The sequence below is a fragment of the Chitinophaga niabensis genome (assembly GCF_039545795.1).
Lineage (GTDB): Bacteria > Bacteroidota > Bacteroidia > Chitinophagales > Chitinophagaceae > Chitinophaga > Chitinophaga niabensis_B.
On the sequence record NZ_CP154260.1, the window covers coordinates 1,932,119 to 1,949,654 of the forward strand.

Genomic DNA, 17,536 nt, shown 5'->3' on the forward strand with positions numbered 1-17,536 from the left:
AAAATCACTTCCACTTATGAAAAAACTGATACTTATGATGGCGATGCTTGTTGTTGCAGGCAGCACAATGGCACAGGCTGTTAAAACCACATTGACAGATTCCGCTGGCATATATACCCTGCGCCGTGGCGGTATACCATATTACATCAAAGGTGCGGCCGCCAATAATTTTCACGTACAGGTGGCTGCTTATGGAGGTAACACTATCCGTACCTACAGCATCAATGATTCCACCGGCAGGTGGCTGGATAGTGCGGATGCACATGGCATTACCGTTTGCCTGGGATTGGGTATCAAAAAGCAGCAGGAAATGAATTATGGGGATACTACTGCCGTGCGCCTGCAATATGAGAATATGCGCAACCAGGTGCTCGCATTTAAAGATCATCCGGCAGTGCTGATGTGGGCCATCGGCAATGAAACAGATGCAAATTATAATAGCCTGGATACTGCTGCCAATATCCTTTTCTGGGATGCGCTCAACAGCATCGCTGAAATGATCCATGAAACCGATACCAATCACCTTACCACCTGTGTACTGGTAAATTCGGACCTGAAGAAAATTAAGCTGCTGAAAGAACGGTTCACTGCATTGGATATACTTTCCATCAACAGCTATGCGCCTAACATTCCCGGTGTTTTGGGAAACCTGCAAACCGCCGGCTGGACCAAGCCTTATATGATCACGGAATTCGGACCAAGAGGCACCTGGCAGATGAATCCGGAACCTTTGAGGAAGATGCCATGGGGTGCATTCGTTGAACAAACCAGTACAGAAAAAGCGGTAGTGTACCGCCAGGTTTACATGGACCATATTTCCGCAAATATATCCAGTAACTGTCTCGGTGGTTTTGTATTCGTATGGGGATATCAGTCATCCGGTGATGTAGTAACATGGTTTGGGCTGTATAGCAGGAAAGGAGAGGCTTTTGCTGCTACTGACGAAATGCAGTATGCATGGACGGGAATATATCCTTCTAACCGCGCACCGGTTATCCGCAACAGGGATTCGCTGCTTTTCAATGGCAAACGCGCTGAAGATACCGTAATCGTGGAAGCCAATTCCCTCAATACAGGATGGGTTCGCGCCAGTGATCCTGATAATGATTCATTGCGTTACGAATGGCTGATCATTCCGGAAAATAGTATCATGGCAGGAGGAGATGCCAATGCAAGTTTGCCCACGCTTCCGGGTCTGATCATTTCTCAAAATATGGACAGTGCCCGTTTCCTGGCGCCAGCTGCTGCCGGTAATTACCGGTTATATGTATATGTTCACGATCAGCGTGGGAAGATTGCCAATGCAGCTATTCCATTCAAAGTAACACCTTCTGCAACCGGAAGACTGATCAGGTCAACTTTATCCGGAGGCAGCTGGTCATTGCCCGGAAGCTGGCAGGGCGGGGTAGTACCAGCAGATGCAGATACGGCAGTGATCATCGCCGGAAGTACCATCACCATCAATTCGCCGGTAAAAGTAACACGTACAGAAATAGCCGGTACACTGGGATTCAATACTACCACTACGCATACCTTCACTACGGGTGACCTGATAGTGGAAACCACCGGCACATTCTATGCCCGGAATGGTACCATTGGCAGAACGATTACAGTTAACGGTAATCTGCTGAATAACGGTAATGCGGACTTCTCAAAAGCCAGCACCACACTGATCATGGGACCAACAGCAGATACCACGTTAATTGGTGGAACAGGAACTTATACCAATGGTATCATCCGCAGTCTTACAATCAATAATGCTGAGGGTGTTGTATTGCAAACCCCTATAAGCATTCCATCTTTGCTGACCCTTACAGCAGGCGTGTTGCATAATGGAGGAAATCTCACCATGGATAATACGAATGTGGGTGGTAGTGCAAGTTCTGTTAACTGCCAGATCAGGCGTTCACAGCATGCTTCGCTTGCTAATGCATATACATTGGGAAGTACGGCAGCACTGTACGTTGTTTATAATCACGATGTGAATGCTCCGGCACAACTCATGGTAGAAGGTTATGAGATCCCACTTTCCCGGTCATTACACAACATCACCATCAAGAATCCGGATGGAGTGATGATCAGCGATAGCCTCATCCTGAAATCGAGTAATGCTGCTATTACGCTGACTGATGGAATCATATACCTGCCGCCAGGGAAGGCATTGATCTGCACCAATACTTCTTATAACGGCACACCTGGTAGCAGCAACAGTTTCGTAAATGGTGCTGTAGCACTTACCGCCGGGACAACACCTGTTACCAAAACCTTTCCGACCGGATCTGCCGGGCAACACAGGAAGGTAATATTAACAGGCCTCGCGTCTGTTAGTGGTGCGGTATCGATGCAAGTATCTGTTGATACTGCAGCGGGTACACCAGGTACAGGTATGAGCAGTTTGTCTGCCGCTAGGCGCTGGCATTGTGCTGTTCGTAGTGGCAACCTTTCCGGGTTTACCAGCATTAGTATTGGCTATGGAGCAGACGATGGGGCAACGCAGGACAGGCTCGCATTTTCAACTGCTTATACCGGTGCATATGATGTAATGCCCACCAGTTCCGGCACCGCGGATGTTGTTACCAGTTCAACGGGAAGTTATGGAGCTGGATGGTATACAACGGGATTTGGAGAAAGCGGATCACTACTGGCCTATAAACCCGCTGTGGTTTCTGCGCGTGTTGCTTCAGTTTATCCTAATCCGGCTTCGGATGCTATTTACGTTGAATTCGCCCAAAGGGGACGTGCAAGCCTTGTTGATATGCAGGGGAGGGTAGTGTGCAATTGGTTATTAGCTAAAGATCAAACACGGCAGCGGCTTCCGCTCTCTGCAAAAACAGGCAGTGGTATTTACCTGCTGGTGTTGGAAGGAAGTGGATTACGACAGACATTTAAAGTGGTCATATCCCGGTAAAACCAAAAAATAAAAACGGCGCTTCAAGATGAAGCGCCGTTTTTATTGATACCCAATCAGTTTGACTGTATTTATCGAAAAAAATATTATTTTTATTGATAAACGATAAATAATTATCTATATTTGATCTGTCCCAAAACTATACTTTATGTATTTACGACCCAAACCAGATGGTAAAACGAAGCAGGTATTGATGGGGATGCACTTCTATGCCTGGATAGCATTTATTTGGATGATCCTGTATGCGGGAGGCTCCTTATTCGAATTGATCACAGGTGTGCTCGATGGAGAGCAAAAGGTAACGCTTTTTCAGGACGCGGCCATGGTGCCTATCAGACAATTCAGTGTATGGCACTATGCCATATTTGGTTCTTATACCGTTGCATTGTTTGTGCTAAAGTCATTCCTTTTATTCTACCTGATCAGGTTCCTTTTCAAGATGAACCCGGTAAATCCTTTTAACAGGGATATAGCCAGGATACTGGAAAAGATCAGCTATACCTTAATTTTGGCAACAATTATTGTTCTGCTGCATGATATTCACGCTGCCTGGCTACCCGCAAGCGTAAAATCATTTCCCGAATTCTGGAATTTGAACGAATATCTTTTTGTGACAGGGCTGGTATACATTATTGCCAGGGTGTTCAAACGAGGGGTAGCACTGCAATCCGAAAAAGATCTAATTATATAAAGTATGCCTATTGTCGTAAACTTAGATGTAATGATGGCAAAGCGGAAGATGTCGCTGAACGTGCTTGCTGTGAGAGTAGGACTAACACTTGCCAATTTATCCATACTCAAAACCGGCAAAGCAAAAGCCATTCGCTTCAGTACATTGGAAGCAATTTGCGAAGCACTGGAATGTCAGCCGGGAGATATATTAGAATACACAAAAGAAGAATAAAGGGGACACAGGTTGTCCCCTTTTTGTTAGCCCACCTGCCCACTGGAAAACTTTTCTCAAAGGAAATTTGAAAAAGAAAGAAAAGACATTATATTTGCTTAGTAGAACAGAATAGAATAACACAGTAGTACGCCACGCTACCGTTAATAATCAACCACGTATATATGTATTTATCATGTAGATGCGCTGTTGGCTGCACCAGCCAATAGGGCGCTTAGCTATGCTATTGTTCACAAAACAACCTTTATTCACCACCTTATGAATTGCGTTATGAATGCAAAAAAAGCTCCCATAATTCTGTTATTGCTGCTGTTATGCCAGGCAATGTTATTTTCTGCTTTCGCCCAGGGTGATAGCAGGCTCTCCGGAAAAGTTACGGACATGAATGGTGAACCACTACCAGGGGTATCGGTAAAATTAGCCGGTACTAAAACAGGTACTGTTACTGATGTACTCGGTACGTTCTCATTAAGTATTACAGAGAAGAATGGTACACTGGAATTAAGTTATATAGGTTTTGAAACGCAGATGGTTCCCTTCAATGCACAAACGTTGGCCAATCTGAACATCCGGATGAAACAGGCATCAGCTACAGTGGATGAAGTGGTAGTGGTAGGAGCGAGAATGCGTAAAAGCGATCTCACAGGTGCTGTAGCTAATGTGGATTCCAAAACATTACTGGAACGCCCTGCCACCAATGTGAATCAGGCCTTGCAGGGACGTGTAGCCGGGGTGTTCATCAACAATGCCACCAAACCCGGTGATGATGCAACGATCAAGATCCGCGGGATCAATACTATCAATGCAGGTTCTTCACCTATCTATGTGGTAGACGGCCTGGTGATGGAAAATAACCAGGGCGGTTTCAATGCCATCAACCTGAATGACGTAGCTTCTGTACAGGTACTGAAAGATGCATCTGCTACTGCACTGTATGGTTCCAGGGGTGCAAATGGCGTTGTGGTGATCACTACTAAAAAAGGCCAGAGAAGAAATGGAGACGGAGTGGTTACTTATGATGGCTGGGTTGGTTTTAACAAGTTCTCGCAAATGCCTGAAACACTGAATGCCACACAGCTCTTTCAACTGAGAACGGATGCTTATGCCAATGGGTATATGAAAGATAACCCAAACGCTAACCGCCAGGATTATATTGATAACACCCTGATGAAAACCAATATCGCTTTTTCGCAACAGGAGTTTGATACTTACAATAGCGGCAGAAGCTTTAACTGGCTGGACCAGGTTACCCGTACCGGCTTTCAGCAGAATCATTCTTTAGGATTTTCCGGCGGTTCTGACCGTGGTATATTCTATCTCAGCTTTGGATATGCAGGAACGAAAGGCCTCATTGAAAAAACAAACCAGGATAAATATACCGGTCGTTTTAACGCAGAGTATGATGTGAAAAAATGGTTGAAAGTAGGAACGAATACAGGTTTTACCCGCACCAATGACGGTATCCCTTCTGATGATGTATATAATAAATCACTCGGCGCGAATCCCTTGCTGAACTATGATCCATACAGGGATCCCGCTACCAGGTATACATATGATTATCTGACTTTGTATTACCGTTCTCATGGTGATCAGAATAATAACGACTTCAATCCTTTTAACTCATTGAATATTGACCGGAAACGCAGCCGTAACAGGATTGCCTCTACCAATTATATCAATATCAACCCAATTAAAGGATTGGACATACGTTCCACTTATTCAATGGACTATGCCGCACAAACATGGTTTGAGTTCACGCCTAAAAATATCCAGGAAGCTATCCGCCACTACAATGGGGATGCACGTGCCAAACATGAAAGATGGAATGATCTTTACTGGCAATGGGATAACACAGTCACCTATAATACTACCATCGCGAATGATCACAGGATCACTGCCCTGGCAGGTACCAGTTCCAGCAAACGCAGCTCTGACTATACCAAAGCTCAGGGAGACCGGTTTGCGAGTGATGACCTCTCTTACTATGACCTGGGTGGTGCCGCAGCTGTAGAAAAATCTGTACTGGGTTCTGACTTTTACAACTACTCGCTGTTATCTTTCTTTGCCCGTGTGAACTACAGCTATAAGGATAAATATTTCTTTACAGCAACCACACGTTACGATGGTTCATCCAGGTTTGCTGAAGGGAACCGCTGGGGTGTATTTCCTTCCTTCTCTGCCGGCTGGAATATCACGAACGAAGATTTCATGAAGAACAATGGTTTGCTGAACCTGTTGAAACTCCGTGCCGGATATGGTGTGGTGGGTAACCAGGATATATCAAACTATGCTTTCCAGACGTTATATGGCTCCCGTATTGATAATGGCAACGCGCTTATCGTAAATGATGGAAGAAGGGGTAATCCTGCTATCTCCTGGGAAAAGCAGAAACAAAGTAATGTGGGGATCGACCTGGGCTTTTGGGATTCCAGGCTGACGGTAACGGCTGACGCATTCTACATCAATAATGACAATATCCTGCTGGACCGTTCGCTGGCCACTACTACAGGTTATACCAAAGAATGGCAGAATATCGGCATGGTGAATAATAAGGGTATAGAGATCTCCGTGAACGCAGAAATAATCAGGAAAAAAGATTTCCAATGGTCTGTTGCCGGAAACATTTCATTCGACAAAAATACAGTGAAGAAGTTATATGGTGATGTGGATGTGATCTACAATACCAATGAGAATGTGATCCAGCGGGAAGGGAATATCTTCCTCGGCAAATCCCTGAATACAATTTATACTTACCGCTCCGGTGGTGTAGCGCAGGAATGGAACCGTTCTGAATGGGAAGGCAAGAATTACAATGGTAAAACCGTTGCCCTCGGCGATCTGTTCGCAAGAGATATTTCAGGCCCTAAAGGTATACCGGATGGTGTGGTGAATCAAATGGATATGGAAGTGGTAGCGAAGAAAGACCCTAAATTCTATGGTGGTTTTGCCACTGATCTGTCTTATAAAGGTTTTGCTTTAAATACGGTGTTTACCTACTCTTACGGTGCTAAGAAGATAAGCGGATATTATGAAGGGCTGATCAACAGCATTGGTGAAAGCATGGCTTCCAAAGACCTGCTGAACAGGTGGACACCTCAGAACACCAACACCAATGTACCGCGTGTTATAGCTAATACCAGCTATAACAGGTATAATCCTTCAGACCTGGATTATGCTATCCAGGATGCATCTTACCTGCGGTTATCTGCTTTAACACTCTCTTACAACCTTCCGGAAAAGATACTGAGTAACTGGCATGTTGATAAACTGCGCTTTTATTTCACAGGCTCCAACCTGTTCTGTATCACCAAATACAAAGGGCTTGATCCGGAAACGGGCGACTTCGGGTATCCGCCTTCCAGGATGTTTGTCTTTGGGCTGAATTTCGGTTTTTAAACTTCAAAACGGTAAAATCTATGAAACGCAATATAAAATGGAGCCTGATGGCAGCATCTGTTATGTTCCTGGCCTCCTGCAAAAATTTCCTCAATGAAGAAAGTATCACTAAATTAGGTGAAGACAAAGTGTATTCAGATATAGGCCTGGTAGAAACAAGCCTGAAAGGTATCTACGCCAACTGGAAGAATGTGAGAACGGATGAGCAGGGCCTGATCATGATGATGGGTACGGATGAAACACAGCAGGGTGCTTTCCAGATGAAAGGTGATGCCATCAAAGGAGGTCTGGACCGTTACGATGCTAACCTGAACTCCACGGTGAACCATATCGCCAATCAATGGAACATACGCTGGCCGCTGGTGAATGAATCTGCCAAGATCATCAGGGGATTGGAAAGCGGAAATCCTGCCGCAGGTACCAAAGAAGGCGGGTTATATGGGGAAGCCTGTTTTGTGCGTGGTTTTGTTGATTTTCAGCTGGCCATGTACTGGGGCGAAATACCTATCCGGGACATGAAACGTGAAGCAGAGCTCGGTTTCCGCCGTCAACCACTCAAGGATGTATGGGCCTTCATCATTGATGATCTGACCAAAGCCGCCACCTTCTGCCCTAAAACCAATCAACCCGGCCGTGCTACTTCAGGTGCTGGTTGGGCCATGCTGGGCAAGGCTTATATGTCTGCCCCGGAATCTACCGGGCTGCGTGATTTCGCTAAAGCGCAGGAGTGCTTTGAGAAAATGATGGCTGATTACTCCCTGGTGCCTTACAAAGATCTCTGGGATTTCAGCAAACCCAATACTGCAGAAGCCATTTTAGAATTCCAGTTTAGTCCTGTATATCCGAATAACAATAAGATCCAATTCCAGATAGGTTCCAGGGCGGTACAGTCGTATTTTGGAGATGGATGTTATTACTCTGGTTACGATAAACTGGTACCTACCCAATATGCATACGAAACAGTGGCCAATGGCGGCATCTGGGAAGATGGCGACCTGAGAAAAGAAGAGAGCATCCGGTATGATTTCACTTATTATGGGGAAACACCCACACTGGACAGGATCTCCTGGGAGGACCTGGGTCCGAATCATGATGAGCTGAAACCTCATGTTAAAAAGTATGAGGACTTCCGGGTGGACAAACACCACGAAATGAGGATCAGCAATATGTGGAACTCCGGTAAGAACATCCCGGTACTACGGCTGGCCGATATAAAACTCTGTTATGCTGAGTGTCTGAATGAGGCCGGGAAAACCAATGATGCCATCCTGGTGGTGAATGAAGTGAGGAAACGTGCCTGGGGAGGTACCCTGCCTGATGATAAAAGCTGGAAGGCTATGTCCAAAGACGAGTTTAAGGCAAAAATCATGGACGAGCGTATCCGGGAGCTTTTTGCGGAAGACTGGCGGCGTATTGACCTGATCAGGACGGGCAAATTCGTTGAATTGGTAAAAGCCCGCAATAAATGGGCAAAAGAATCCGGGAAAATTCAGCCATTCAATACTATCTTTCCGATTCCGGACACGGAGTTGAAATTAAATGGGGATATTGGGCCGGAAGACCAGAACCCGGGTTATAATTAATTGATGAAGAAAATATTTGAAAAAATACAGGCGCTGGATGAAGTACCATCCTATTCCAAACACGAAAAGTTTGTGGAAGGCATCATTAACGCCATCGATGATAAAGTAATAACGGTAGGGGACCCGCTGCCTTCTGTGAACGTGATGATCTCCAGCCTGGGATATGCACGGGAAACGATCATGAAGGGGTACAGGGAGTTGCAGCGCAGGGGCATCATTGAATCCAAGAACAGGCTGGGTTATTTTGTATCGAACGGCAATACCCGGCATGCCTTAAAAGTGGCGGTTGTGATGTATACGATCGATACCTTCCAGGACCAGTTCTATCACAGCTTCAGAAAAGGGCTGGATGAGAACGTTCATGCGGATGTATTTTTTCACCACGGTAACATTGAAGTATTTGAGGCCATTTTTTCATTGGTGAAAGCGAGATATGGCATGTACGTAATATCACCCATTCATCATCCCCGTACAAAGGAATTGCTGAATACAGTTCCCCGTAACAAACTGGTGATGTTTGACCGGTATGAGCCATTGGATGGAGAGTTCAATTATGTGGTGCAGGAGTTTGAAAAATCCTCCTACGCTGTATTTGAAGAGCTGGCAGATGAGATCAGGAAGTATGATGAAATGATCTTCTTTCATGATCCTGCATCCTTATTCCCGCCGGAGATCGTACGTTCCTTTAAGAAGTTCACCAAGAACTATAGTATCAAAGGGAGAGTGCTCAGGGAGTATGTGCCGGGTTCTGTACAGAAAGGAGTGGTGTATTATGTGAATGAGAATGCAGAGTTGTGGAACTTATTGAAAGATTGTGATAGTAAAAAGATAAAACCGGGGAAAGATATCGGCATTCTTTCCCATAACGATGAGCCGGTAAAAGAGATCGTGGGAAACGGGATCACCACTTATTCCGTGAGCTTTGCAGAGATGGGGAAACGGGTAGCAAGGGCAGTGATGAAACATGAACAGGTGAATGAAGTGATCCCAACTAAACTGATCAGAAGAAATTCCCTTTAAAAGCAATGGGGGCCACATAAATGGCCCCCATTTTTATTTATTTTGTTTCGTTTTTATTCGGTTTAAGGAATGCTGCATAAGTTTAGTATGTTTTTGTTTCATATGTAATGTTCATAGGAGCCGGTTACTTATATAGTTGAATGCTTCATCGTTTTTTGATGGCACAACCTTTGCGTTGAGAGGGTTGTTAAGGATAGGTAGATGAAGATTTGATTATCTAAAAATTGATATATGAGCATACGACTTATATCATCAGCATTGCTGGTGGTGAGCATTCTAGGAACGGGCTGTGTGAGTAATAAGAAATTTGCCCAGCTACAGTCCAGCTACAACGATCTGCAGAACCAGAACAAAGAACTGGATGGCAGATATCAGACAGCCCAGCGTGATCTTTCAGGGGCTAACACCAGGGTTAAAAGCCTGGAGGAGCAAATTGCTTCTCAACGTACAGGATTAGCAGCTTTACAGGCTGCATTGGATAAATGTCTTAACTCTACCAGCCAGGGTAATGTAAACATCTCTAAACTGGTAGATGAAATCAACGCTTCCAACAAATACATTCAGCACCTGGTGAACACCAAAAACAAGAGCGACTCGCTTAACATGGTGCTGACCAATAACCTTACCCGTTCTTTGAGCAGGGAAGAGTTAAGGGATGTGGATGTACAGGTATTGAAAGGAGTGGTGTATATCTCTCTGTCTGATAACATGCTGTATAAGTCCGGTAGCTATGAGATCTCTCCAAAAGCAGGTGAAACACTCAGCAAAATTGCGAAGATCATCATGGACTATAAGGACTATGAAGTGCTGATTGAAGGTAATACGGATAATGTGCCTATTTCACAGACTAATATCCGGAATAACTGGGACCTCAGTGCCTTAAGGGCTTCCTCTGTGGTGCAGGCTTTACAGACTACTTATAATGTAGATCCTAAACGTTTAACAGCAGGTGGTAGAGGTGAATACAACCCGGTTGCCGATAACAATACGGTAGAAGGAAAGTCTAAGAACAGGCGTACACAGATCATTATTACGCCTAAGCTGGATCAGTTTATGGAGTTGATAGATAAGGCACCGGAAGGTGGTACTGAAGCAAAATAAGTTAGTAGCTGATATTAAAAAGGAAGCTGTCTCATAATGGGGCAGCTTCTTTTTTTTAAAGTTTAAAGATCACATTGTTCCACCATTCGTCTAGGCCATCTGTACTTTTGAAAACAAAGAAGCGGGGTACCGGCCGAGATGTTGTTTGCATAAATCTCACTTTAAGCGCATATACTCCTTTATCCAATGGTAGTATGATAGATTGCCTTTTGCTACCGGCAGGTTGTTTTACCCGTAAAGTATCATTTATATATACCTCAGAACCTTCTCCTTCGTCCAGCTGTAATACATAATAACTTTTATCAGGGATGGCTAATGCACCTTCCACCAGGCATTCAAAGGAAGGCAGGTCTGCCTGCTTTAACCGGAAAGTGGAATCAACGCTGCCTGTTTTAACTGGTTTCCGGTTCTTTGCTGTAAGATCAAAATAAGTAAAGTGCAGGGGAGCGGGTTTTCTTTTGGCCGGGGTAAGTGTAGTGCCTGACCTGAGATGCAATGGAATGTTCACAGTATATCTCCCGCCAGGTGAAAAAGATCTTACGATCATATTATCAGGATCTGTTACAACCAGCCGGGAGTCTATAGGTTTCCATTCTTTTGCGGGTAATGTGCTGTCGTTTGTATAACGTACATCCAGGTTATCAGCATATATAGTGATCGTGATGGGCTTTTCAGGTAGTACTATTCCTCCATGAATGCTGAAACGCAGCGGATTCTTTGTGTATCCTGCATAGGTGAATTTAAGCGCATCATAATTTGTTTTAAAGGTAACAGAGTTATGAGTTTCTCCTTCATAGCTGGCTACTTTCCATGCGAGCCCTGCCGGCGCGGTTGTCCGTAAAACGCTGTCCATTGCAGCAATGCCCATATTTTCAAACGCTTTCCCGGCCCTTCCGCCAATAAAGAGTGTTCTGGCGTTCAGCTTTGCCTGCGGCAGTTTTTCACGGGCCAGTTTTACAAGGTATTGACCATCCCACCATAAAGCAGGATCTGAACAGAGATAAGCTTTAAATACATCCGGGTCAGTCAGCAAAGCGTACATCACAAATGTTCCGCCAAAGGAAGCGCCGAAAAGAACAGACTCCCCGCCGGGATGGTACGTTTTATTGATGTAGGGGATGAGTTCTGTTTTGAAGAAAGCGAGGAAATTGGCTGCGCCGCCAGAGAAGGGCGTTGTTTTTACCTGTGTGGGCAGAAAATCCCTGTCCCTCATATTTACGCCGTCTTTATTGGTGTTGGGTAAACCTACGATGATAGCTGGCGGGGCAAATCCTACTGCCTGAAGATAACGCCTGATATTGTAGAAGGTTAAGGTATTCCATTCGCCATCTATTACATACAGTACATCATAAACCTGCGAGGGATCATAATTGGAAGGCAGGATCACCTGGAGGGAACGTTGCTCCTGCAGAATGGCAGAATAGATACTGTCCTTTTTTTGAGGGAAGTCCTGTGCAGAGGAGGTCTGTATCAGCAGGTTTGCTATCAGCAGCAATTGGTATGCTTTCATTATTACATAATAATGAATTTAACGCAAAAGAGGAAGTTTTATTTGCTGTAACGTTGGCGTAGCTGTTGGAAGAGCTGTTCCCTTTGTGCATTCTTTTCAGTGAAGGCGGGATGTTCCGCTATGTTCTTACGAACATAGTTTACACGGTTTTCCGTGAGGGGATGTGTTCTTACGAATTCAGGAATATTCGTTTGCTGGTCCAGCTGCTGTAAGGCCTGCATTAATCCCAGCATGCCCAATTGACTGATGTGGTTGCGGCGTAAAGTTTTCATGCCCATGATATCCGCTTCCTGTTCATATTGACGGGAATAGGTGAGGCTATAGAGGGAACTGGCATTGGCATAAAGGGTATTGGTGGCTCCGCTGGCATTACCAAATGCGATACTTACCAGCATGGTGGTACTCATATCGCGGCATAGTTTTTTAACGGAATGGCGGGCTGTTACATGTGCTACTTCATGTGATAAGAGCGCTGCCAGCTGATCCGAATTGTGTAGTTTTTCCAACAAACCGGTATAGACCACTATACGGCCTCCGGGTAATGCGTAAGCATTTTCAATATCACTTTTTACAATGCAGAAGGTGAGTGTATCCTGCGTATCCCATTTTATCTGTCGTGCAAAATTGCTGAGCAACTGATTGCCAGCAGGATCGCTGGTTTCATGGATGCTTTGTGCTGCAAGTGTTCCCAGTTCTTTGTCGAAGGAGAGCGGTAGCCTGTCTACCACACGGTTGACGCACCAGGGAATAGCATAAAAATGACCAAATAATAAGATGCCGGCCATAGCAAGTAATACAATCAGGGTAACTTTCAAGCCACCACGAAGCGCCAGCTGATGTAGACCGGCGCTTCGTGTGTACTTGTATTTTTGCAGGAATGCTTTTACAAAAACCGGATCATTCACTTCCAGCGTAGCTTCTCCGCTGATGCGGACTTCTCCGCTGATGCGGACGAAGTTGCGATCCACCACTTCCGCGGTGATCTCCGTGAACAGCCAATGCAGCTTTTTGCCTCCGGGAAGCTCCATGTGTAAGCTTTCTGTAAATAGCTGGATCCTGGCAGGGATGGCTTGTGCTGTCTGGTGATCGTAATACTTTCCTGAGAACATATTTGTTTAGATCACACCAAGGTCTAACATATCTGCCAGGTCTTCGCCCATAGCGTTCCTGTATTCTTCTTCTGTTTGCTGCAGATCGGCCAGGGTAATATCTCCATCGATCTCTACATTGGCCAGCATGAATTTAATGGTACGTACCTGGATCCACGCAAAACCAAAGCCGAGGGTAAAGATGAAGATCAGCATATTAACGATCAGCAATCCTGCAAAACCGCCGCCGGTGGCTTTTGACTGGAAGTTGTAGGACTTGTTGCCATGCTGCAGGCGCATATGATCAATGCTATAACGGAAGATATCAGCCTGCCACCAGAATACATAAATACCCAGTGTGAAAAGGGTGAGGAAGTATCCTTTAATATTCATTTTAAAATACTCCCAGCCATCTCCTTCATAAGAGAACTCGCCACTGCCGAAACGGAGGTGCCCCATCACGTAGTTACGGATGTTCATAGCTGCCCATGACCCATAAATACCAAATGTTACGAGCGTCAGCAGCATTTCCTTGATGAACAGTTTAATGAATTCATTCCTGTCTCCACGATATCCGAAACGGATACTTCTCCAGGCAGTCCTTGACCAATGGTAACGGGTGGAACCGTGAATGGCATAAGGAATGAGGAGTAACAGGGAAACAAGGTAAACGAGGACGGAAAGGAAAGGTAAACCCATAGCGTTGAAAATATAAACTATGGTAATTAATGCGGCAAAGATACCAACGGCTTTAATGAAACCTTTAAAGATCTCAGCACCGGTTCCATTCCAGGAAAACCGGGAACCCTCCATTTCAGTAGAGGAGTACAGGAATTGCAGTTCCTTTGCTTTTGCCCAGGGATAATAAAATCCCAGGGTCACGATCATAAGGAGCATATTAACGATCAGAATCCCGAAATAAGTTTCACCGCTTCCATGAAATGATAAGGAAGGAGTGTTTAAAACATCGCCCTGACGGCTGTTCGGTTGTTGCATAGGTAGAGGGTTTTTGTAGGTAATCGGTTATTAAATAGGGTCAAATATATTATATTTTTTACATCTAAAAGCAGTGTTTTATAAGTGCTTAACTATCAACGCTTCCTGTTACTGCTTACCAGCAATACGACCCCTACAATGGCTATCAGGCCGCCTGCATAAGTTGGCCAGCCGATCCACTTATTCTCTGTTTTATTTACTTCCAGGGGACCTACGTCCAATACCTTCTTTTCTGTCTGAACAGAAAAACCGCGAACGATGACCATGGCAATACCGGCAACGATGAGGATGATGGCTAATGCTTTCATATCTATTGATTTTGATAATAGAGCAGCAAGCCTTATGCCATCACGTTTATGCAACAGTTTGGGGAAAAGGGGCTTTTAACATTTCTTTATGGCAAAAGGAAAAATCGTCCATCATTTCCAGCTTTCTATCCAACTGCTGTAAGAATTAGCTGACTTACTTTTATGTCATAAAAAAAATAAGTTATGACACATTGGAAGATCGATGAATCACACAGCGAAATAGGATTCAAAGTAAAACACCTGATGATCACTAACGTGAGCGGCTACTTTACCCAGTTCTCCGGGAGCATTCAAACAGCCAGCGATGATTTTCATGATGCCACCATTACTTTCGAAGCCGCAACAGACAGTATTAATACCCAGAACAAACAAAGGGACGAGCATCTCAGGAATGGCGATTTCTTTGATACGGAAAAATTCCCTAAGATCAACTTTGTATCCACGAAGGTGAAGAAGATAACAGACGAGCAATATAAGCTACTAGGTGAACTGACTATCAAAGGACAAACACATCCTATTGAACTGGAAGTAACGCGTAACGGCCATACGGTAGATCCATGGGGGCAGGAAAAGGCAGGATTTGCATTAAAAGGAAGGCTGCACCGTACAGATTATGGTTTACGCTGGAATGCTACCACAGAAGCAGGAGGTATTGTGTTGAGTGATGAAGTGAAGCTGAATATGGAAATACAATTAGTGAAGTCTAATAATTAATATGGAAATAGGAATAGATAGTTTCGCCGCCAGGTTCAGTGAAAAGGCGGGTAATGCCCTGAGTGATCAGGATGCCATGAACCAATTGCTGGAAAGGATTGAATTTGCAGACCGTTCCAACCTGGACATTTTTGGGATCGGGGAACACCACAGAAAAGGTTTTCTTGATTCTGCACCTTCCATGATCCTTGCGGCAGCTGCTTCCCGCACTAAGCGTATCCGGTTAACGAGTGCCGTAACAGTACTCAGTGCCATAGACCCCGTGAGGGCCTTTCAGAACTTTTCCACTTTGGACCTGATCTCCAATGGCCGGGCAGAGATGGTTGTGGGCAGAGGGTCTTTTACAGATGCTTTCCCTTTATTCGGTTACAGTTTGCAGGATTATGATGCGCTGTTTACGGAAAAGCTGGACCTGCTGCTGAAGATCCGGGATAATGAATTTGTGACCTGGTCCGGTAAATTCAGGCCGGCTTTGCGGAACCAGCCTGTTTATCCAAGACCCACACAGGAAAAATTACCGATCTGGCTGGGAGTAGGTGGTACCCCTCAATCGTTTGTGCGCGCAGGTACTTTAGGCTTACCGCTCATGGTGGCGATCATTGGAGGAGAAACACATCGTTTCCGTCCTTTGGTAGACCTCTACAGAGAAGCAGGAAAAAAGGCCGGGCATTCGCCTGAGCAGTTACAGGTTGGCTTACATTCCCTGGGTTATGTGGCTAATACAACAGAAGAAGCCATAGAAGATTTTTATCCCGGTTATGCAGCCAGCATGACGGAGGTTGGAAAGGAGAGAGGCTGGCCCCCCATGACCAGGGAACGGTTTTACAGCCAGACGGGCCCGACAGGTGCTTTGCTGGTGGGGAGTGTGGAAGAAGTAGCAGAAAAAGTACTAAGGCATGCGGAATCATTAGGTGGTATATCGAGGCTTACTTTCCAGATGGATAGTGCAGAGTTATCTCATGAAAAACTGATGGAATCTATTGGATTGATAGGGACGAAGTTGAAACCATTAATTAAAAAAGCGTCACTGTAAAAGGTGACGTTTTTTTTAGAGAATACTTTTTAGTTAAACGGGATCCCCCTGTAAGCGTTTCATGGATTAGTCAGATACTTAAAAACGCCTTTTTGTATTCCGCGGGTTTACGAAGCATGAATTCCTTAAACTGTTTATTGAAGTTAGAGAGGGTATTAAAACCACATTCATAACAGATATGTGCGATGGGGGCATCCGTTTCCGTTAATAATTTGCAGGCATGTTTGATGCGTATCTCAGAAACAAACCGGGAGAAGGGTTTATTGTTTTTGGTGGTGAAATACCTGCTGAAGGAAGTAGGTGTCATGTGCAGCAGTTCCGAGAGTTCTTCCAGCAGTATCTTACGGCGGAAATTCTTTAATACATAATCATACACGATGTTCATCCTGTCTGTTTCACCGGGATTGTTCTCTAATTCATAAGCCCTGGATGAAATGTAGTCGTATTCTTTTGTACCAGCCATGATGGCGAGGATATGAAGGAGTTGTATCACACTCTGCAGGCCCTTCATGCCGGTGAGTTCCTGCATCATGGAGATGATCTGTTCCCTTGGGCCGCCAAAGAATTCGAGTCCGCGGCCGGCACGCTCAAACAACTTTTTGAGGGCTATCATTTCTTCTTTGTCCATCATATGATCGCCCAGGAAATGTTCATTGAAGTAGATCACGATGCCGTCTGTTTGCAGGGAGCTGTTCTTTCCGAAATAGGCATCATCGCTGCGCCATAAATGAGGGAGGTGAGGCCCTGTGAAAATGAGCTCTCCAGGTTTAAATGCTTTGATACTGTCTCCGATAAAACGGGTGCCGGTGCCTTCCAGCACTACAAAAAGCTGGTATTCGGAATGGGCATGCCAGATAGGGTCGAAGTGTTTTTCCTGCAGGTGGCGGACCACAAAGATCTGGGAGAGCGGTATTTCTGATTTATGGAAAACAGTCTTCAAAATAGTGTGGATTGTCTGGTTTTACTGCAAAATAC

At 44.9% G+C, this 17,536-nt stretch carries 14 protein-coding genes; 9 read left to right on the plus strand and 5 right to left on the minus strand.

Annotated features, from left to right (window positions below; all coding sequences use genetic code 11):
• Positions 1–16 precede the first annotated feature (16 nt).
• From AAHN97_RS07780 to AAHN97_RS07810, 7 genes are all read left to right on the plus strand, one after another.
• Positions 17–2,908 carry a T9SS type A sorting domain-containing protein gene (locus AAHN97_RS07780; RefSeq protein ID WP_343306998.1) on the plus strand — a complete coding sequence of 964 codons (2,892 nt, stop codon included), beginning with the start codon at positions 17–19 and terminating at the stop codon, positions 2,906–2,908.
• 148 nt (positions 2,909–3,056) lie between these two features.
• Entirely contained in the window at positions 3,057–3,599 is a 543-nt protein-coding gene (locus tag AAHN97_RS07785; RefSeq protein ID WP_343306999.1) for a DUF2975 domain-containing protein, read from the plus strand.
• Between the two features lie 3 nt (positions 3,600–3,602).
• Positions 3,603–3,812: a helix-turn-helix domain-containing protein gene (locus AAHN97_RS07790; protein WP_343307000.1), complete on the plus strand. Its 210-nt coding sequence runs from the start codon at positions 3,603–3,605 to the stop codon at positions 3,810–3,812.
• A 270-nt stretch (positions 3,813–4,082) separates the two neighbouring features.
• Entirely contained in the window at positions 4,083–7,208 is a 3,126-nt protein-coding gene (locus AAHN97_RS07795; RefSeq protein ID WP_343307001.1) for a SusC/RagA family TonB-linked outer membrane protein, read from the plus strand.
• A gap of 20 nt (positions 7,209–7,228) precedes the next feature.
• Positions 7,229–8,791, plus strand: coding sequence for a RagB/SusD family nutrient uptake outer membrane protein (locus AAHN97_RS07800; protein ID WP_343307002.1), 1,563 nt, complete (start codon positions 7,229–7,231; stop codon positions 8,789–8,791).
• A 3-nt stretch (positions 8,792–8,794) separates the two neighbouring features.
• Positions 8,795–9,811 carry a GntR family transcriptional regulator gene (locus tag AAHN97_RS07805; RefSeq protein ID WP_343307003.1) on the plus strand — a complete coding sequence of 339 codons (1,017 nt, stop codon included), beginning with the start codon at positions 8,795–8,797 and terminating at the stop codon, positions 9,809–9,811.
• A 231-nt stretch (positions 9,812–10,042) separates the two neighbouring features.
• Positions 10,043–10,912: a flagellar motor protein MotB gene (locus AAHN97_RS07810; RefSeq protein WP_343307005.1), complete on the plus strand. Its 870-nt coding sequence runs from the start codon at positions 10,043–10,045 to the stop codon at positions 10,910–10,912.
• 55 nt (positions 10,913–10,967) lie between these two features.
• On the opposite strand, the gene AAHN97_RS07815 is transcribed toward AAHN97_RS07810, so the two are convergent.
• The 4 genes from AAHN97_RS07815 to AAHN97_RS07830 all read right to left on the minus strand — a co-directional run bounded on the left by AAHN97_RS07815 (position 10,968) and on the right by AAHN97_RS07830 (position 14,814).
• Positions 10,968–12,422: an alpha/beta hydrolase gene (locus AAHN97_RS07815; protein ID WP_343307006.1), complete on the minus strand. Its 1,455-nt coding sequence runs from the start codon at positions 12,420–12,422 to the stop codon at positions 10,968–10,970.
• 38 nt (positions 12,423–12,460) lie between these two features.
• Positions 12,461–13,531: a M48 family metallopeptidase gene (locus AAHN97_RS07820; protein ID WP_343307007.1), complete on the minus strand. Its 1,071-nt coding sequence runs from the start codon at positions 13,529–13,531 to the stop codon at positions 12,461–12,463.
• Between the two features lie 6 nt (positions 13,532–13,537).
• Positions 13,538–14,506: a YjgN family protein gene (locus tag AAHN97_RS07825; protein ID WP_343307008.1), complete on the minus strand. Its 969-nt coding sequence runs from the start codon at positions 14,504–14,506 to the stop codon at positions 13,538–13,540.
• 95 nt (positions 14,507–14,601) lie between these two features.
• Positions 14,602–14,814, minus strand: coding sequence for a hypothetical protein (locus AAHN97_RS07830; protein WP_343307009.1), 213 nt, complete (start codon positions 14,812–14,814; stop codon positions 14,602–14,604).
• Between the two features lie 183 nt (positions 14,815–14,997).
• Here AAHN97_RS07830 and AAHN97_RS07835 point away from each other — a divergent pair, with 183 nt between their 5' ends.
• Complete coding sequence (locus tag AAHN97_RS07835) at positions 14,998–15,528, plus strand: YceI family protein (protein WP_343307010.1); 531 nt, start codon at positions 14,998–15,000, stop codon at positions 15,526–15,528.
• A 1-nt stretch (position 15,529) separates the two neighbouring features.
• A complete protein-coding gene (locus AAHN97_RS07840; protein WP_343307011.1) occupies positions 15,530–16,561 on the plus strand; it encodes an LLM class flavin-dependent oxidoreductase in 1,032 nt (343 codons plus the stop codon).
• A 70-nt stretch (positions 16,562–16,631) separates the two neighbouring features.
• On the opposite strand, the gene AAHN97_RS07845 is transcribed toward AAHN97_RS07840, so the two are convergent.
• On the minus strand, positions 16,632–17,501 hold the full coding sequence (locus AAHN97_RS07845) for an AraC family transcriptional regulator (protein ID WP_343307012.1): 870 nt from the start codon (positions 17,499–17,501) through the stop codon (positions 16,632–16,634).
• Positions 17,502–17,536: the final 35 nt, after the last annotated feature.

Bases quoted from the DNA above. Each gene is read 5' to 3' on its own strand.
- AAHN97_RS07780 (WP_343306998.1), top strand. From the start codon at position 17: ATGAAAAAACTGATACTTATGATGGCGATGCTTGTTGTTGCAGGCAGC.
- AAHN97_RS07785 (WP_343306999.1), top strand. From the start codon at position 3,057: ATGTATTTACGACCCAAACCAGATGGTAAAACGAAGCAGGTATTGATG.
- AAHN97_RS07790 (WP_343307000.1), top strand. From the start codon at position 3,603: ATGCCTATTGTCGTAAACTTAGATGTAATGATGGCAAAGCGGAAGATG.
- AAHN97_RS07795 (WP_343307001.1), top strand. From the start codon at position 4,083: ATGAATGCAAAAAAAGCTCCCATAATTCTGTTATTGCTGCTGTTATGC.
- AAHN97_RS07800 (WP_343307002.1), top strand. From the start codon at position 7,229: ATGAAACGCAATATAAAATGGAGCCTGATGGCAGCATCTGTTATGTTC.
- AAHN97_RS07805 (WP_343307003.1), top strand. From the start codon at position 8,795: ATGAAGAAAATATTTGAAAAAATACAGGCGCTGGATGAAGTACCATCC.
- AAHN97_RS07810 (WP_343307005.1), top strand. From the start codon at position 10,043: ATGAGCATACGACTTATATCATCAGCATTGCTGGTGGTGAGCATTCTA.
- AAHN97_RS07815 (WP_343307006.1), bottom strand. From the start codon at position 12,422: ATGAAAGCATACCAATTGCTGCTGATAGCAAACCTGCTGATACAGACC.
- AAHN97_RS07820 (WP_343307007.1), bottom strand. From the start codon at position 13,531: ATGTTCTCAGGAAAGTATTACGATCACCAGACAGCACAAGCCATCCCT.
- AAHN97_RS07825 (WP_343307008.1), bottom strand. From the start codon at position 14,506: ATGCAACAACCGAACAGCCGTCAGGGCGATGTTTTAAACACTCCTTCC.
- AAHN97_RS07830 (WP_343307009.1), bottom strand. From the start codon at position 14,814: ATGAAAGCATTAGCCATCATCCTCATCGTTGCCGGTATTGCCATGGTC.
- AAHN97_RS07835 (WP_343307010.1), top strand. From the start codon at position 14,998: ATGACACATTGGAAGATCGATGAATCACACAGCGAAATAGGATTCAAA.
- AAHN97_RS07840 (WP_343307011.1), top strand. From the start codon at position 15,530: ATGGAAATAGGAATAGATAGTTTCGCCGCCAGGTTCAGTGAAAAGGCG.